Below are 16,818 nucleotides of genomic sequence, written 5' to 3' on the forward strand. Positions count from 1 at the left end.
GCGCGTTGGACACGCGCTGAGGACTCACCTCCCGCGCGCTGAGGACTCACCTCCCGCGCGCTGAGGCTCCACCCCGTGCGCTGAGGCTCCACCCCGTGCGCTGAGGCTCTCGAAGCGACTCACCCAGCCGGGTAGGTCACTTCCCCACCCGCACCAACCACCCCACCCGGAGTGAGCGTCGCCACCTCGAGCCGCCCATCGGGCATGACGTGGCTGACCGACACGCCGCGCGCAATCAGATGGTCGGCCACAATCCGCCGATGGCACCGCCACCACACCGCCTCGGCACACATGATCACCGGCAGCGCGGGCGCCCTTGCGAGTTCGAGCAGATGCCCGAGCCCTGCCTCGAATTCCTCCCCCAACGCGTAGTCCGCGTACTTGTGAAAGCTCGCGACGCGCCACATCCCGTTGACCGCCGCATCCACCGTCTTCGACCTCGGCCGCAACCCGCCAAGGCGCGGCTCTGCCAGGTACCCGAGCCCCGCATCCTCGAGACTCGGGCCGAGCACCTCTTCGTCGAACCACGGGCAGTGACGCGAGCCGCGCAGAGTGCGAATGTCGACGACCTGGGTGACGCCCTGGTGCCGCAGCAAGCCGATGAACTCATCAATCGGATGCGTCGTATGCCCGATCGTAAGGACTCGCGGCTTGGCCTCGGTGGCGGTCATGTCCCCACCCAACATCGCCAAGCTGAAGATCGCTCAGATTCGCGACATCCTCGCTTGTTGCAGGCACGCTCGGTATTCTTCCAACATGTCTGCCGGTATTGCGACTCCAGAATCACTCGCGCTGCGCGAGCTACTCGAGTTGCGCCGCGATGAGTTTGAAGCGCTGCTCAAGAAATACTCGGCCTCTAATCCTCGCCTATTCGGCTCGATCGCCCGCGGCACTGCCAGCGCGGAAAGCGATATCGACATCTTGGTCGAGATGAACCCCGAAGACGGCAATATCCTGATGCGGGCTTCAGGCCTGATGGAAGAGACCCGCGAGCTCTACGGCCGGTCGGACATCGATATATTTCCGATTCAGTTGTTGCGGCACCCAATCGCCGACACCGTGCTGGCTGACTCGGTGGAACTATGACCCGGAGAACCGAGCAACGAATCAGCGACATTCTTCGATCCATAGACCGATGCCAACGCTTTTCCGAATCGCTGGACAGCGCCAACAATCATGTTGCTGAAATGGCTCTGGACGCCATTGAACGGAACCTGCAGATCATTGGCGAGGCGGCCAACCACCTCCCGCCTTCAGTTACTGAGGCTCATCCCGAAATCGCATGGCCGCAAATACGAGGCTTCCGAAATATCTTGGTGCATCAGTATTTCGGCGTTGACCTCTCGGTGATTCGAGACGTTATTGACACTCACTTGGAGCAATTGGCGACAGCACTCCGAGATGCTCAAGAAGGCGAGCAGTAATCCTCATCGTAACTACCGCTGAACGCCGTGACCTCTCTCTCTCTCCCCCCCCCCCCCCTTGAGGGGCGTTGGAGCGAGCTCCGCAAGACCACGTCGCAGAAATGAGGGGATCACACCGCGTTCGAGGGCACTCAGCTAGAACTCTTCATGAGTGCGCGGATCGAAGCGCTCTTCCTCGTGCTGCGGCAGGCCGGCGATCGCGGCGAGCTCGTCGCCAGTAAGCACGATGTCGGTGACCGCCTCAAGGTTCTGCCGCTGCCGCTCGGGATTCGCCGAACGCGCAATCGGCACATTGCCAATTGTCGAGTGCCACGCAAGCACGATCTGACCGGCCGTCTTACCTCGCGCCGCCGCGATTGCCGCGATCTCGGGCAACTCGAGCACCGTGCCCTTGCCCATCGGCCGCCACGCCTGCACCCGCACACCGCGAGCGCGAATATCCGCCCGCATCTCGTCGCGCGCGATCGTCGGGTCGCACTGAATCTGATCGATCGCCGGCACGAGCCCGGTCGCTTGCTCGAGCGCATCCAGGTGCTCAGGCAGGAAGTTCGAGACGCCGATTTCGCGCACGAGTCCCTCCTGCTGCAATTCGGCCATCGTCTCGAAGGCGGCGATGTACTTGCCGATCATCGGCAGCGGCCAGTGGATGAGGTACGAATCCACGTAGTCAACGCCGAGTCGCTCGAGGCTCGCTTCGAGCGCGGCGCGCGGGTCACCGTGCTCGGAGCCGCGCAGCTTCGTCTGCAGATAGATCTCGTCGCGCGCAAGGCCGCTCGCCGCAATGCCGCGGCCGACCCCATCCTCGTTTTCGTACTTTGCAGCGGTGTCGATGAACCGGTACCCGACCTCGAGAGCTGATTCGACGGCGGCCTGCGCTTCATCACCGACGAACGGCCAGGTGCCGAAGCCGATCGGTGAGTCGATGGGGCGCGGGTCGGTTTCGTTCGCGGTGTCGAGCGGCTGGTCTGAAGAAGCGAGCGGATGCGTCATGGCTCGACCCTACGAGCGCGAGTTGAGCGGATGCCTGGGGCTACGCGCCGGAAACGAGTCGGATGATCGCCTCGATGGCCATAAACCCGCCGATCACGACGAGCACGGCGCCGCTCAGCCGCGAGAGCAGAGGCAGGATGCGCGAGAATCGCGCCAGCGCTTGCGGCGATCCGAGCGCGACGGCGACGATGATGTCCCACACGAGCACGACGGTGAACATCCAGGCACCGTAGCCAGTAAGCACGAGGGCGGATGCGGCTGGCAGTAGCGCGCCAAGGCTCACGTAGAAGAGCACGTTCTTTGGGTTGAGGAGTCCTGACGCCACACCGAGCGCAAAGTGCCTGGGTGCGCCGCCGCGCGCGGCTGCGACTCCCGACTCCAGGTCGACGGCGGCGCCAGACCGCAAGAACGCGACACCTACGACGAGCAAAAATCCGCCACCGAGCACCTGAATGATTGCGAGCAGCGTGTCATTCGCAAGGAGCGCCAAGCCCGAGAACGCGATTGCAATGATGACCGCATTTGCAAATGCGACACCGCAGGCGACCGCGACGGCGAGCCGACGTCCAGACGCCAGCGCGGTGCGCGCGATGAGTACGAAATCAGCGCCGGGGATGAGCAGCGCCAGAAAGTGCGCCGATGCGACGGCAACGAACTGTTCCACGAGTACGAACAACCAATCTCGAAGTGATGATGATCACTCGAGCTTCGCGGCGTGTGGAGTCGTCGTCTTGCACGTTCTTGCGCCTAGGCGCGGTAGCCGCCGGGCGCCGCAGCGACGTGGGCGCGGAAGACGCGGTGAAAGTGGCTCTGGTCAGTGAAGCCGAGGGCGATGGCCGCGTCAGCTATTGGCATGCCCTCGCGGAGCATCCGCCTCGACTCGGCAATGCGCGCGTTCTGCCGCCAGGCGAGCGGCGGCAAGCCGGTGGCTCGTTTAACTTCGCGCACGAGTCGATAGCGATCCATGCCGACAAGTGCGCCGAGGTCGTCGAGGCTCGGGTTAACCTCATCGCTGCGCAGTCGTGCAAAGACGGGTGCAAGCTCGTCGAGCAGATGCTCGTTGCGATCGACCGTAACTCGCAGCTCGGGCACGGTGTGGCTGAGCGCGTGGATGACTTCGTCGCGCGTTGCCTCGAGCAGGCTGGCAGGTGCATCCTCGAACAGCTCGTCAAGCCACCGGTCGATGAGGCTGCGGATTCGCGCGCCTCGATACACAGCGATCGCGGCGAACGGGTCAATCGGCGACTGTGCATCCGCAGCTTGTTCTGCCCACGATTGCTCGATGTGGAGCATGCGATAAAGCCACTCGCCGCCGACCGGATTGCACTGGTGCACGTGCTCGGCCGGAATCACAATCACATCGCCCGGCATCAGCTCGATCTTTCCCGTCAGTACGCCAGCGAAGACCGAAACGCCCTCGTCAACCACGCCCACCGAGAACGCATCATGCGTGTGCGGCCGATAGCAGGTGTTCGTTTGGCACGAGCGGCGTGCCTCGAAATACGGCAGGGCGGTGCTTCGGGCGAATTCGGTCACATTGCTCGCTCGTTGGATGTGTTAGCGAGGGTTTTCGGCGCACAGCGCGCGTCGATGGTCTGAGGTTTCGTTACAGCCGAGCGGTTGGCTAATTACTTCGCCACGCCCTACTCCGCCACGCGCTACTTCGCCACGCCCTACTTCGCCACACCCTACTTCGCCACGCCCTACTTCGATACGAAGTACAGGCGCTTGTTCGCGAACTCGCCGATGCCGACTGGGCCCATCTCGCGGCCGAAGCCTGAGCGCTTCACGCCGCCGAACGGCAGTTCCGCAGCCTCAGCCGCGATCGTGTTGACGTGCGCCATGCCAACCTCGAGCTTCGAGGCGAGGCGTGCCGCGCGTGCTTCGTCCTGCGAGAACACTGAGCCGCCGAGGCCGAGGTCGCAGTCGTTCGCGAGTTCGAGGGCTTCTTCGTCGCTGCTCACGCGGTAAACGGTCGCAACCGGGCCGAAAATCTCTTCGCGGTACGACTTCGAGTCGCGCGGCACGTCAACGAGCACGGCCGGCGAGTAGTGGGCACTGGGACCCTCCGAGAGCACGCCGCCAGCGAGCAACCGCGCACCCTCCGACACCGCCTGCTGCACCTGGGCATTCACGGTTTCGGCAGCGGCGCGCGTCGACAGCGGCACGAACTCACCCTCGCCGAGGTTGAGCTGGTCGCCGGGCTTCAGGCCTTCGGCGAGACGCACGAGCTCGGCGACGAACTCGTCGTAGATGTCATCCATGACGATGAGGCGCTTGTTCGAGTTGCACACCTGGCCGCCGTTGTAAGTACGGAACTCCCACGCGGTCCGCGCGACTGCGGCCACATCCTCGGCGTCGAGCACAACCATCGGGTCGATGCCGCCGAGCTCGAGCACGCACTTCTTGAGGTGCTGACCGGCCTGGGCACCGATGATCGCGCCGGCACGTTCCGAGCCGGTGAGTGAGACGCCCTGCACGCGCGGGTCGGCGATGATCGTGGCGATCTGGTCGTGCGAGGCAAAGAGCGCCTGGTAGCCGCCAACGGGAACGCCGGCTTCTTCCATGATTTCCTGCACGACCTGGTTCGAACGCGCGCAGATGTCGGCGTGCTTGAGGAGGATGGTGTTGCCGAGCACGAGGTTTGGCGCCGCAAAGCGAGCGACCTGGTAGTACGGGAAGTTCCACGGCATCACGCCGAGGAGGGCACCCACCGGCAGGTGCTCGATGACCGCCTTGCCGGGAACCGTGCTCGGGATCTCGTAGTCGGTGATCAGGCCCGGGCCGTAGACCGCGTAATAGCGGATGATGTCGGTCGCGAAGTCGACCTCGTCGAGACTCTCGGCGATCGACTTGCCCATTTCGGTGGCGATGATCTCGGCGAGCTCGTCGCGGCGCTCCGCAAAGATTTCGGCGACGCGGAGTACGACCGCAGCACGATCCTGCACGCTTCGCTCGCGCCACTCGCGGTAGACGGCGTCGGCAGCCGCGAGCTGCTCTTCGATCCGCTCGTCGGTGGCGGCCTCGAACGTCTCGATGATTTCGCCCGTTGCGGGGTTCTGAACGCGGTACTTCGACATACTCTTCTTGCTTCCTTACACGAATGCGACGTCGTCTTGCGGTGCCCGGATGCGCAGGTCGGCATCCTCGCCCAGCACTAAATTCATCCCATTCTGCATTGACCGAGGCCTAAGCACCTGTGCGGAAAGGTGCAGTCAGGCACCCTGGCATGCCAGATTGGCAGACTGCGCAGGCATTGTCACCTAGCTGCTTCAGCTCCGCGGCGGTGGTCCGGGGCACCCCAGACCACCGCCGCAATTCGTTAGCTGTGCTTCACATCGGCCGACGTAAACGTGTCCGCGCCCAGTGCCTCCTTGTGCTGGCGGTACTCGCGCGGCGTCAGGCCGCGAGCCTCGTGCTTGCGAGCACGTTCGGGGTAGCCGAAGACGTCAGGCAGTTCGCCGGCTCGCAACTTTTGCATCGCCTCGATGCGCACCTGCGAATTTGGATGCACGAAGCCGCGCGGTTCGTACTGGAACAGGTTCCAGCACCACGCGGTCGCGTCGCCGCGCGTGAACCCCGCCCAGCCGCCCTCGACGACCGGCTGGTCGGCGTCAGGACCCGACAGCGCCGCTTCGACCTTGGCCCAGCCCAAACGGCGTCGCTCCTCAGCGTCCGCCTCTCGCTGTCGTTCAGCCTCCTGCTCTGCCACATCGACAGCCTGTTCGATGAGGTCAGCAAGTTGCGAGGCGGAGAGCATGCCACCCTCGGCATCCCGAACGAATCCCATGGGTGGATGCGCTGCCAGCACCGCGAGCGCAGCCTGCTCAATTACTCGTTCGTGTCGGCTCATCAGCCTGGTGCCGTGGACGCTGAAGCCGAGTTCGTCCCACCAGCCGTCACGTTGGTGATTGACTTTCTTGATGTCGGACATATTGGATGCCCCTCTCCGGGGCATCGCCCCATCGAAACTTGCATCACGATGTTTCGTGAGCCCGTTCTTCCCCTGGGACACCCGGGAATCGATGGATTCGGGTTGTCGCGTGACTAGCCAGGTACTTCGCGTCACAACTCTTGAACGTGATGGCGACACTACACGGATGCATCGACGCGACCCTGAGCGCGTACCTCACGAGGTGGCACAGGATTGCAGAAACGAAAAAGTCCCAATCGGAGATTTACTCTCTGACCGGGACTTTCAAACCGCCGGGGTACCTGGACTCGAACCAAGAACAACTGACGGGCTCTGGCTCTCCGGGCTGCTCCGTGCAAACCTGCTCGATCCGCGTATTCATGCGGTTCTTACAGCACTATTCTACGGGTTGTCGCGGGTTGATACGACCTCATTCGGACCCCGCGAGAGGGTTTAGGACCCCGTTTCGGACCCCACTGGAAGGCTCGTCATGGACGTCAGGGCGGCGTTGTCGGCTGGACCGTCACGGATGTAATCCACTCACGCGCGCCCAGACTGTGCGAGGTCTTTATCCAAAGCCGCCCGCCCAGTCGTCATCCTCTCCAGCAGCCGGCGCCATGACCTCGATCGAACCCACACTGTCCAGCAGAAACCATAACAGGTATGCTGTGTCTGTAACAGAATCTGCTGACTGGAGGTGAAGATGGACATCGCGACGCTGCCCGATCTGCTGAGCTACGACGAGCTCGCCGCGCAGGGCCTCACCCGGCATGGCCTCGACCGCTTGATCGAGGCCGGCGAGTTCGAGCGCATCGCCCCTGGGCTCTTCCTCAGGTCAGGACTCGCAGACGACACAACGGCAGCGTGGATCGCTATCGCCTCCAAGCGACCCGACGCCACGCTCTGCCTGCTGACCGCGCTGTCGCTGCACGAGCTGACCGACGAGATTCCCACTCGGAGCGACATCGCCATCCCCCGCGGCACACAGCCGGTCACCGTTCACCACGCGCCTATCGCCTGGCACCGCTTCGATGCCGACACGTTCAGCATCGGCAGCACCGAGCATGCGTTACCGGACGGATCATCCATCGGCCTCTACTCCGCCGAGCGAACCCTCATCGATATGTTCCGCCTGCGTCACGCGTGGGGCAGTGATCTCGCCCTCGGCGCACTCAAGCAGTGGTTGCGCAAGCGCGGTAACAGCCCCAGTTCGCTGCTCGCGATGGCTGAGGAGTTCCCTAAGGCACGCCCCGCAATCCAGCAATCCTTGGAGATACTCCTGTGACCCTGAATCAACAAGCAAGACTAGCGACAAAGGCGCATAGGTAGGAACAGGTGAGCAACACAGAACATCCTCAAGAGAAGCCACCGATCGACGCACCGATCACGTCATCCGACGACGACGATCTCGGACGGGCACCGGTTGCGCACGACTTCGCGGAGTCGATCCGCGAGCTTGACGCGAGCCAGGGACTCGTGGTGGGAATCTTGGGACCGTGGGGGCACGGAAAGAGTTCATTCATCAACCTGATGCGTGAGCAGTTTGAGACCGAGCCTGCTCTCACCGTCATCGACTTCAACCCGTGGATGTTCTCCGGTTCGAACCAACTCGTCAACTTTTTCTTCACCGAGATCGGCGCGGAGCTCAATGTCCGCAACAAGAGTCGTTTCGGAAAGGCCGCGGACTGGCTCGCTCAGTACGCCGGAATCCTCAAGCCCATCTCTCAGTTCATTCCGTTCCCGGGTGCCGCAGCCGCAGGAGAAGCAACCGCAGCGGCACTCACCGGACTGGCGGACACGACGAACACAGACCGCAGCGCGAAGAAGGTACGGGAAGAGATCACCAAGGAGCTCACGGCACTCGCACAACCTATCGTGGTCGTGATCGACGACATCGACCGGCTCACCACTCTGGAGATCCGCGAGATCTTCAAGCTCGTTCGTCTGACGGCGAGCTTTCCGAACATCATCTACGTGCTGGCTTTCGACAGAGAACGCGTGGAGCAAGCCCTTACCGAGGACGGCATCCCAGGGCGGGCGTACCTCGAGAAGATCGTCCAGTTGAGCTTCGATGTTCCGCAAGCCCCAGAAAAGTTGCTTCGGTCTCAGATCTTCGAAGAGCTGAATCGCATCCTCGCCCCGGTCACGAACGCCACACTCGACGATAGTCGATGGAGTGACGTCTACTGGGAAGTGATCGATCCGCTGTTCTCGAACATGCGTGATGTCACGCGTTATGCGGTCTCCGCCAGGTCGACGATTAAGAGCCTCGGCAATGAAGTCGATCTTGTCGATCTTCTCGCAATGGAGGCACTTCGCGTCTTCCGTCCTGAACTCGTCCAGCAACTATCGAAGCTTCGAAGTGAGCTCACGAGCACGCGCGACATCATGGGGCGCAAGGACGAACGGGCACAGAAGGCCATTTCTGCATTGCTCGCGAAGTTTCCTGACGACGACGACGTGATTCGAGCACTGTTCGATCGTGTGTTCCCGGTCGCGCTGCAATACATCGAGAACAATCACTATGGATCTGACTGGCTCAGCACCTGGCGAACCGCACACCGGATGGCTCACATCGACTTCCTCAACCTCTACTTCGATCGAGTCGCGCCAGATGAACTCGTCGCGTTCCGAAACTCCGAGCAGGCCTTTGAGCTTCTGCGCGATGGAGCAAAGCTGAAGGAGTATCTGACCGGCCTGAACCCTGAGGATCTCGAGACCGTAATCGAGGGCCTCACCTCGTACGAGGCAAAGTTCACGACCGACATGGTGGTCCCGGCATCAACCACACTGCTGAACCTCATCGACGCCATTCCTGAGAGGAAGCAGCGCGGCTTCTTCGACATCGGACGCCGCGACATCACGGTTGGCCGCGTCATCCTTCGACTCCTACGCCGTGTAGAGGATGAGGCGGAGCGAGAAGCCCTGGTCTCACAGATCCTGGACGGCATCGAAACGTACTCGTCTCAACTCGACTTCATCCACAGCATGGGCTACCGCGAAGGCGCCGGGCTCAAACTCGTCAGTGAAGCCTTCGCAACGCAGATCCAAGCGGAGTTTGTCGCACGCCTCCAGGGAACCCCGCCATCCGAGCCGTCGCGCGAATGGGACGCCTGGCGCATCTATGACACTGTCCAGACAGAGACGGGCGAAGTCCCGCTCAAGCCGAGTGACGATCCCGTTCTGCTACGAGCGGTGCTGCACTCGCTCAAGTCCACCGCACGATCGCAGTCGATGGGCTCTCGACAGGTCAGATCGGAAGATCGTCTTGCTTGGGAGCTTCTCGTCCAGGTGTTCGGATCTGAAGCCGCAATAGAGGAGGTCGTGGGAAGCGTGCGCAAGGCTCTGGGAGATGACGAAGCTCTCCAACTCGCGGACAAGTATTTGTCCGGTTGGCGACCAGAGCGCTTCTAGACAGGGCGTCCGCGCCCAACAGATCCAGCTGGCAACGATACAACGCCGACGGGTGCGGGGGTCACATTCATGTCCTGTGCCCGACCGGTGTCAATCTAGAGCAGGCGCCGAGGCAATCTGGCCGACGATCTGTTCAAGCCAGCGGCGTGCCGCCGCGATGTCCGGCAGTACGGGCGTGTGGCCGTCGATCTCAGTCTCGGAGCGCGCGTCCGCGTAGGTCAGTTCCCAGCCGTCCATCGGGCGCAACGGGAGCGGCGGCCAGGCCTGCTGGTGGCGCCAGTCGAACGTACGCACGCACAGCCTCTCCAAGACCGGCAGATCGGGGTCGGCGCTCCAAAGCAGTTGCAGGTCGACCAGGTCGTGTGCTCGTTCGTAGGCGGGATCGGTGACGGCGTGGAGCTTCTGCGCGATCTGGTACTCCAGATCGACGAGCTCGACGGGTTGCAGATCCCCGAAACCGAAGTAGGCACCGAACTGCACGAGCTCGCCGTCGATCTCCTTTCGCGTATGCGCATGCGCATCGATCTCGGGATCGGAGACCTCGACATCAAGCGCGCCCCAGGCGTTGCCGAGGAACGCGATCGATACTCGGTACGGGTGCATCACATACTCCGGCCGAGCAAGCCCCGGGTCATAGAGTTTCACTGCCCGGACGGTCGCGGTGAAGGCGACGCGTTCCGGCGCATCGGGGTTGCGACGCAGCTCACCTTTCGACGCCGGCACAGTTCCCCAGCCCTCGGCCAGACGCGCGCGGAACGCCTGCTCGAACTCCTCACCGCGGACGCGGGTGGAGACATCGAGGTCGGAGGTGGCGCGCGTGCCGCGCTCGCCGAAGCGCAACTTCACACCCATGCCACCCTTGACGGCGACAGTATCGGGAAGCATCTGTGACACGACCAGCGTGCAGAGCATCACCCGCGCACGCGCGACCGGGATGCCCAGTTCGGCGGCGACCTGCGCGAGCCGAGCATTGAGCTGCGTCACGTTCAGCGGCGGGGTCACTTCACTCACGCCGACACCGCCTTCCACGCAGCTGCGTCCTGCTCACCGATCAAGTCTCGCCTGAGCGCCTCGTCGACCACGGCCCCCCATCGATCCGGCGGCATCCGATCCCGCATGTCTTCCAGCGCCCTTCGAACGGTCGTCGCGGGGATGCCCTCGTAGCGAGTGAGATCCTCATCGGGCACGTCAAGTCGGTTCTCCAGCTCCATCCACTTAGGCAGTGCGCGTCGCACGCGGCGGCGCGTGCCCACACGCACTTTCGGCGGGTTGAACTGCCCGACCCCCAGCAGATCGAGCACGGATTCTCGGTGCAGGAACGCCCCGTCACCCGCGAGGGCCACGGCGATCGTCGGTTCGGTGAACGAGTTCGTCGGCACGTCACGATGCGTGTAGACACCCTGCCCGTACGCGTGGAGCGCACCACGGGCGGCAAGCTTCCGCATTTCGACAGTAGGCACGCCCGCGTCTTCGGCCTCAGTGACGGTCACCACGCCGTTGCGGGATGCAGCGATCTCCCACAGATCTTGCCGGTAGCCCATCGCCCCTCCTTTCCAATATAGTACCAGTATTGGTACGCTATTGACACTACCGGTTCGGGCTCAACCCCATCATCTGAATCCCTCACGGAGGAGACGGGCAACCGCGGGCGACGAGTTTGGCAACCTTGCGGCCATCGACGGTCTGGTCAACCATTTGGGTGTCTCGGTCACTCAGTTGTTTCGGTTCCAGACTGATGCTCGACCGCTGCTTCTTCCGCAGGGATCTCCTCGGCGGGCTCGCCCATCATCATGCGGTAGTGACCAATCTGGCCGTGCTCCTCGAAGATTCGGCGAAACACGCGGAGGTTAGATTCCACGGTGCTCGGCGTCGGCGAGTAGTCAAGGTCGTCGAAGATCGAGTGGGAGCCAGCATTGACCCAAGTGAAGAGCGAGCGACAGATGACTTGCTCGTCTCCCTCGAACTTGGCGATGATGGCAGGATCGTCGACACCGCCAAGCACTTTGAAGTAGGTCTCCAGGATGCGACGCAGGGTGTTCTGGAGACCTACTGCACTCTCCGAGGGGCGCTCGGCCGACCTCTTGACCTCGTCCCACAGCGCCCCGTAGGCGGTCTGGATCGGGTTGTCATCGCGCAGTTCGACTTCGCTCGGTTGCCCACTCCGCTTACGCACGACGCCGTACTTCCAAGACCCGAGCTTCGGGCCACCATGCGGGCGATAAGTCACGTCCTTGTGGAAGTGAGCGTTGTGCGTCATAAGCAGGAGCTGCCGCACTCGACCAGCGCCTGCTGCGACATCCTCGACGATCCTGCGGACAAGGGTGGAGACGGCGTACAGCACGTCGCTGTCGAGGCTTGAGATCGGATCGTCGATCACTGCCAGGAGGTCATTCGGCTCGGATTCATCCTGCGGCGAGCCCTGTAGCGACTGGGCGAAGTAGAGAAAGGCGATGAACGTCCGCTCGCCTTCACTGAGCGTTTCCGTGGCGACATCGCCGTTCGGGCGGACGAGGGTGTAACCGTCCTGGACTGCTGTCGACTCCGCGAGTGAGAAGGAATGGAAGCCGACGGAATCCAAGAGGCGGTTGATGCGGTCGATGATCGGCTTGCTTGACGTGATCTTCGCCTGAAGCTCGCGGAGGCGCGACTCTTTGGCTCGGACGTCCGTCTTCGCCGTCTCAATCTGGCTTTCGAGGTTGTGCTCGCCCGCCAGATGTCCGGGCATCGCGCCCTCGTAGCGACTCAGCTCGGCCAAGAGGGTTACCCGTGCGAACACGACCCAGCAGCGGTCGAGAAGTGACTTCTTCGCCACTGATCGGTTTCTGAGGAGAAGGTTGAAGCCTTGGATTGCCGCGTTGGCCTCCCGAACGACGGCGTTGACGCCTTCTACCTGAGGCGAGGGATCAGGCACCGACAGAATACTCGAAGGCCCCGACAACTTTGCACTGATCTGCGCACGGGCGTCAGCGATCACCCTCTCTAGCGTTGCTCGCGCGGTTGCAAGACGTTCGGCGTTGATGTGCTCCGTGGCTCCCTGTCTTGCAAGCAGATCGTCGAGATAGGACGTCCACTCCTGCGCCCACGTCTCGAAGTGCCGGTTGAGCGCCGCCAGTTGCTGCATTTGCTCAACGTAGGTCCGGTCGAAATACGCTGCCAACTGCTCACCGAGGTCGGAAGGAACGGCCTGTTGGCAGAACGGACATACGCCGTTCGCGTGTTCGAGATGTGTGCGACCGTGCTGTACCCAGTCGGCGTTGCCGAGCTGCTGGATAAGGGGCGCGAGGTGCACATCGCCGCTACCCACGACCGCCACCCCCAAGAGCGAGTAGCCGGGGGCGTCTTCGATCCTGATGCCACGTCCAAGCGGAAGTTCCTGGAGCGGTTGCGCATCTTCGGCGAGAACCGCTGCCGCCTCGGAGGTGAGCGCAGCGAAGTCCTCGGATGCGGAGAGGTTCGCCGCCGCAACTTCAAGCAATCGATCCAGAAGCCGATCCTTGCTGTTGTTGTACCCCGTGAACATCTCACGCAGTTCTCCAGGGACTTCGTCGCGTTTCGCCCACGCCGCCTCTTTTAGCGCGGTACGAACACCCTCGATTTCACGCTTCTTTGCTGCTAACGAAGACTCGCGCTGAGCGAGCCCCTCCTTGACTGTAGCAATCAAGCCACCTGTACCCGTAAGCGATTCGATCTCGGTCTGGATCTCAGCGTTCGTCTCACCCAGTAGGAACACCCCGTCGAGGTGTCCCGCGGGCGTGAGCGTCGTATTGACGTAGTCGCGATTGTAGACCTTAATCCCGAGCATGCCTGTCGTTGGGTGCCACTCCAAGGTAGTTCCAGCGAACCGCGTCGAGTCAGCCAAGGCGCGGCTGATTGTCGTCTTGCCGGAGCCGTTGGGGCCAAAGAAGAAGTTCACTGGTTTGAGCGGCCCAATGTCCGCCCCGGACGTCGAGTCAAAGGCGGGGGCACCGCGCAATCGCAGATACTCGAGCACTGACGTCACGCCCCCACGAGCGTCAGCAGCGAGTCGTAAGAGTCGACAACGTCGTACCTCACGCCTTCGCGCTCAGCCTTGTTATTGAGCGACGCGAAGAACTTGCGGGCGCACTCAATCTTGGCGTTCTCGACACCCTTGAGCTGGAGCGTGGACATCGACCCCTTGGTCTCGGCGACGAAGTAGACGTGCTTGATGTTCGTGACGTCGTCGCGGAAAGCAATTGCCCAGTCAGGGTTGTAATCACCGACTGGGGTCGGGATGAAGAAACCACGCGGCAGCTTCGAGTAGACGACGACCTCGTCACTGACGTCCAGCTTCTCAACGAAGGACCGTTCAACCTTGGAGTCGGTGACGACGTACTCGTAGACACTCTTCTTCAACTTGTCACCCGCCTTCGAAAGATCCTGGGCAGTCTGGTTCTCGGTGAAGATCGAGGAGTCGTACCGGTGGTCGAGTGGGTCGTATGTGAGGTGCTCGACGATCACGGTAGCTTTCTGTTCGTTGATGAGCCGCGCGGCCTCCGTGATGAACTGCTCGGGATTCTGTTTGAACTTGGCGAACGTGCCGGGGTTGATACCGGTGAGGATCGCCGCACACGTGCGCCGCGTGAGCTGCGTCTTCTCGGCTATTTCGCCGAGAAGGTCGTACTTCACGGTCGAGCCGGCCGACACGGCCGAATGCTCGACCTTGGTCTCAGAGACCTTGAAACCCGTACCCGCCTCGAGCTGCTCGACTTCGAGGCCGACGACCTGTTTGCCGCTCTCAACGAGATACTGCATCACCGTGACGTTGAGCGACGTGTCGAGCGCGCGGATGCAGTTGGCGACCAGTTCGGCGGAGTCAAACTCGACTTGGTAGACGGCCTTGTGGTTGATGCGCCCCCACAGCTCCTGAAACTCACGCTTCTTGAAGTTGGCTTCGTTGAACGGGATCTTCTTCGGCTTGCGCCCGTCGGTTGGCTGCGGCACGTCGAGTTGCAGCGAGTCGATGAGTTCTGCAACCTGATAATGGTAGTCGTCCAACCCGGCAGGCATCGGAGGCATGTCGATCTCGGCGCGAGAGTTCCACTTGTCAGTGAGGTGCTGCTCGTAATCGATGAACCCATTGACGGTGAGCCAGTGCTGAAGATGCCTTGCCTGGTCGAGCGTGATGGCGACCTTCTCGCCCGTGGTGGGATGCTCGACAGTGCGCCCGGCGAAGAACTCCGCTGTCGCTTTCCTTGGTCGGGCCGACAGGGATTCCACGATCTCCTTCTGGAGCGCAGTGACGAACTCGGTGTACGACTCGTCGGTGACAACGGTCAACTCGTTGATGTCGTGCACGGTGACGGGGTTGTCCATGCGTTCGCCATGTTGGTCAACCGAGAGTCGCAGCCCGCGCCCGATCTCCTGCCGGCGCGTCGTGGTGTTGTCGCTCTTTTTCAGCATTCCCATCACGAAGACGTTCGGGTTATCCCAGCCCTCGCGGAGCGCAGAGTGCGACCAGATGAACCGCACCGGCTCCTCAAACGAGAGCAGCCGCTCCTTGTCCTTCAGGATCAAGTCGTAGGCATCGACGTCGTCCGACTGCCCGGCGAACTCACCGCGCGCGGCAATCTTCCCGTCAACGAACTGCTTGGTCTTCTTATCGATCGAGAAGTAGCCCTCGTGCGCGGAACGCACCGGGATCGCCCCAACATGCTCGCGGTACCTCTCAGCAGCCTCGTCGAGATCGAGCTGCTCGAGGAAGTCGGCGAGCACGACCTCGTACTCCTCCTCGAACACGCGGGCGTACTCGCCGAGGGTGTCTTCCCTGTCGTAGTCGCGGTACTTGGCGACTTCGTCGATGAAGAACAGTGACAGCGTCTTGATGCCTTGCGCGAACAGCTCGCGCTCCTTGTTGAGGTGGGCGCGGATGACTTCGCGGATCTGGATGCGCCGCTTCTGGTCTTCGGCCACGTCCTCGGTGACCTCGCCCGCGCCGATGATGTCGCCGTTGCTCAGCTCGATGATGTCGCGGTTGGCATCGATGTCGCGGATGAATAGACCCTTGTACGCCTCGATGCCCCCGGAAATGTCGTGCAGGTTCATGCCCTGGCTCAGCCGCTTCACCTGCCGTTTGATGCCCTGGGCGGTCTGTACTTCCAGCTCAACCCTGGCTTTCGGGAAGTCGGCGCCCTTGCCGATCTCCAGCCCGTCGACGTACAGGTAGGCAGTGCTGCCAGCCAGGTGCTTGACCGTGATACCGCGCACCGCGATTTTCTTCACCAGCTTCTGGTTGTATGCGTCGACCGCGTCGAGACGGTGCACCTTGGTGCGCTCGATCTTGTGGGTCGCTGAGTAGCGCAGTGCAAACAGGGCGTTGAATAGTCCGAGCGCCTCCAGAGACTTCGAGGGCTTCTTCGCGGCGCCCTCGATCTTCTGTGGCTCGTCGATGATCAGGATCGGCCGGTTCGCCGCGATCACGTCGATCGGCTTGCGCGACTGGAAGTCGTCTAGCACCTCGTAAATGCGGCGGGCGTCCTTGCCGGTGGCGTTAAACGCCTGGATGTTGATGATCATCACCTGCACGCCTGCGTCGGACGAGAACCGCTCCAGCTCGTGCAGCCGAGACGAGTTGTAGACGAACGTGCGCGGCTTGGTGCCGTAGAGCTGCTGGAAATGCTCAGCGGTGATGTCGAACGACTTCTTCACACCCTCGCGGATCGCGATTGACGGCACGACGACGATGTACTTCGACCACCCGTACCGCTTGTGCAGCTCCATGATCGTCTTGATGTACACATAGGTCTTGCCGGTGCCGGTCTCCATCTCCACGTCGAGGTTGATCGGTGCCGCGGATTTCTTGACCGGGTCCTTGAGGTCTTTCGAAAGCGGGAGCCCTCGCTCTCGCTGCACGGCATGCACGTTCTCCAGAAGCTGCTGCGGCATGAGCGCAATCTCAGTGTTGCGCAGCCCTGCATCGTCCAGCAGCGTCGGCGCGGCGTCCTTGCCGGGGTCGATGCGGTACTTCACCCCATCGGCATATGGCTGCCCGCTGAAGACCTCGACCACGGCATCGACGGCATCGGTCTGGTACTGCTGGACCTTGAACTGGAGCTTCAT

At 62.2% G+C, this 16,818-nt stretch carries 14 protein-coding genes and 1 riboswitch; of the genes, 4 read left to right on the forward strand and 10 right to left on the reverse strand.

The window, feature by feature from the left end:
• Window positions 1-119 precede the first annotated feature (119 nt).
• A complete protein-coding gene (locus tag EG850_RS09840; protein ID WP_124972999.1) occupies window positions 120-671 on the reverse strand; it encodes a DUF488 domain-containing protein in 552 nt (183 codons plus the stop codon).
• Here EG850_RS09840 and EG850_RS09845 point away from each other — a divergent pair.
• Window positions 670-1,086 carry a nucleotidyltransferase family protein gene (locus EG850_RS09845; protein WP_235829281.1) on the forward strand — a complete coding sequence of 139 codons (417 nt, stop codon included), beginning with the start codon at window positions 670-672 and terminating at the stop codon, window positions 1,084-1,086. The genes EG850_RS09840 and EG850_RS09845 overlap by 2 nt on opposite strands.
• A complete protein-coding gene (locus EG850_RS09850; protein WP_124973001.1) occupies window positions 1,083-1,424 on the forward strand; it encodes a HepT-like ribonuclease domain-containing protein in 342 nt (113 codons plus the stop codon). Before EG850_RS09845 ends, EG850_RS09850 begins: the two co-directional genes overlap by 4 nt.
• Before the next feature lie 135 nt (window positions 1,425-1,559).
• On the opposite strand, the gene EG850_RS09855 is transcribed toward EG850_RS09850, so the two are convergent.
• From EG850_RS09855 to EG850_RS09875, 5 genes are all read right to left on the reverse strand, one after another.
• Window positions 1,560-2,414, reverse strand: a complete 855-nt coding sequence (locus tag EG850_RS09855) for an aldo/keto reductase (protein ID WP_124973003.1) — start codon at window positions 2,412-2,414, stop codon at window positions 1,560-1,562.
• A gap of 40 nt (window positions 2,415-2,454) precedes the next feature.
• On the reverse strand, window positions 2,455-3,078 hold the full coding sequence (locus tag EG850_RS09860; protein ID WP_124973005.1) for a LysE family translocator: 624 nt from the start codon (window positions 3,076-3,078) through the stop codon (window positions 2,455-2,457).
• 83 nt (window positions 3,079-3,161) lie between these two features.
• The gene (locus EG850_RS09865; protein WP_124973007.1) at window positions 3,162-3,950 is read right to left on the reverse strand and encodes an AraC family transcriptional regulator; all 789 of its coding nucleotides are present in this window, start codon (window positions 3,948-3,950) and stop codon (window positions 3,162-3,164) included.
• Window positions 3,951-4,117: 167 nt separating this feature from the next.
• Window positions 4,118-5,494, reverse strand: a complete 1,377-nt coding sequence (locus EG850_RS09870; protein ID WP_124973009.1) for an NAD-dependent succinate-semialdehyde dehydrogenase — start codon at window positions 5,492-5,494, stop codon at window positions 4,118-4,120.
• Between the two features lie 242 nt (window positions 5,495-5,736).
• Window positions 5,737-6,348 (reverse strand): hypothetical protein, encoded by a 612-nt coding sequence (locus EG850_RS09875; protein ID WP_124973011.1) that lies wholly within the window; start codon window positions 6,346-6,348, stop codon window positions 5,737-5,739.
• Window positions 6,349-6,377: 29 nt separating this feature from the next.
• Window positions 6,378-6,494, reverse strand: a riboswitch (SAM riboswitch).
• 536 nt (window positions 6,495-7,030) lie between these two features.
• Between EG850_RS09875 and EG850_RS09880 the strand changes: the two genes are divergently transcribed.
• Complete coding sequence (locus EG850_RS09880; RefSeq protein WP_235829282.1) at window positions 7,031-7,612, forward strand: type IV toxin-antitoxin system AbiEi family antitoxin domain-containing protein; 582 nt, start codon at window positions 7,031-7,033, stop codon at window positions 7,610-7,612.
• Between the two features lie 50 nt (window positions 7,613-7,662).
• Window positions 7,663-9,741, forward strand: a complete 2,079-nt coding sequence (locus EG850_RS09885) for a KAP family P-loop NTPase fold protein (protein WP_124973015.1) — start codon at window positions 7,663-7,665, stop codon at window positions 9,739-9,741.
• 90 nt (window positions 9,742-9,831) lie between these two features.
• Here EG850_RS09885 and EG850_RS09890 read toward each other — a convergent pair whose 3' ends face one another.
• The 4 genes from EG850_RS09890 to EG850_RS09905 form a co-directional block, all read right to left on the reverse strand.
• Window positions 9,832-10,743, reverse strand: a complete 912-nt coding sequence (locus EG850_RS09890) for a nucleotidyl transferase AbiEii/AbiGii toxin family protein (RefSeq protein WP_235829283.1) — start codon at window positions 10,741-10,743, stop codon at window positions 9,832-9,834.
• Between the two features lie 5 nt (window positions 10,744-10,748).
• Window positions 10,749-11,282, reverse strand: a complete 534-nt coding sequence (locus tag EG850_RS09895; protein WP_124973017.1) for a type IV toxin-antitoxin system AbiEi family antitoxin domain-containing protein — start codon at window positions 11,280-11,282, stop codon at window positions 10,749-10,751.
• 167 nt (window positions 11,283-11,449) lie between these two features.
• Window positions 11,450-13,741 carry an AAA family ATPase gene (locus EG850_RS09900; RefSeq protein ID WP_124973019.1) on the reverse strand — a complete coding sequence of 764 codons (2,292 nt, stop codon included), beginning with the start codon at window positions 13,739-13,741 and terminating at the stop codon, window positions 11,450-11,452.
• Window positions 13,738-16,818 carry a type III restriction-modification system endonuclease gene (locus EG850_RS09905; RefSeq protein ID WP_124973021.1) on the reverse strand — a complete coding sequence of 1,027 codons (3,081 nt, stop codon included), beginning with the start codon at window positions 16,816-16,818 and terminating at the stop codon, window positions 13,738-13,740. Before EG850_RS09905 ends, EG850_RS09900 begins: the two co-directional genes overlap by 4 nt.

It is taken from the genome of Gulosibacter macacae, assembly GCF_003865375.1.
Lineage (GTDB): Bacteria > Actinomycetota > Actinomycetes > Actinomycetales > Microbacteriaceae > Gulosibacter > Gulosibacter macacae.

Bases quoted from the DNA above. Each gene is read 5' to 3' on its own strand.
- EG850_RS09845 (WP_235829281.1), top strand. From the start codon at position 670: ATGTCCCCACCCAACATCGCCAAGCTGAAGATCGCTCAGATTCGCGAC.
- EG850_RS09840 (WP_124972999.1), bottom strand. From the start codon at position 671: ATGACCGCCACCGAGGCCAAGCCGCGAGTCCTTACGATCGGGCATACG.
- EG850_RS09850 (WP_124973001.1), top strand. From the start codon at position 1,083: ATGACCCGGAGAACCGAGCAACGAATCAGCGACATTCTTCGATCCATA.
- EG850_RS09855 (WP_124973003.1), bottom strand. From the start codon at position 2,414: ATGACGCATCCGCTCGCTTCTTCAGACCAGCCGCTCGACACCGCGAAC.
- EG850_RS09870 (WP_124973009.1), bottom strand. From the start codon at position 5,494: ATGTCGAAGTACCGCGTTCAGAACCCCGCAACGGGCGAAATCATCGAG.
- EG850_RS09875 (WP_124973011.1), bottom strand. From the start codon at position 6,348: ATGTCCGACATCAAGAAAGTCAATCACCAACGTGACGGCTGGTGGGAC.
- EG850_RS09880 (WP_235829282.1), top strand. From the start codon at position 7,031: ATGGACATCGCGACGCTGCCCGATCTGCTGAGCTACGACGAGCTCGCC.
- EG850_RS09895 (WP_124973017.1), bottom strand. From the start codon at position 11,282: ATGGGCTACCGGCAAGATCTGTGGGAGATCGCTGCATCCCGCAACGGC.
- EG850_RS09905 (WP_124973021.1), bottom strand. From the start codon at position 16,818: ATGAAGCTCCAGTTCAAGGTCCAGCAGTACCAGACCGATGCCGTCGAT.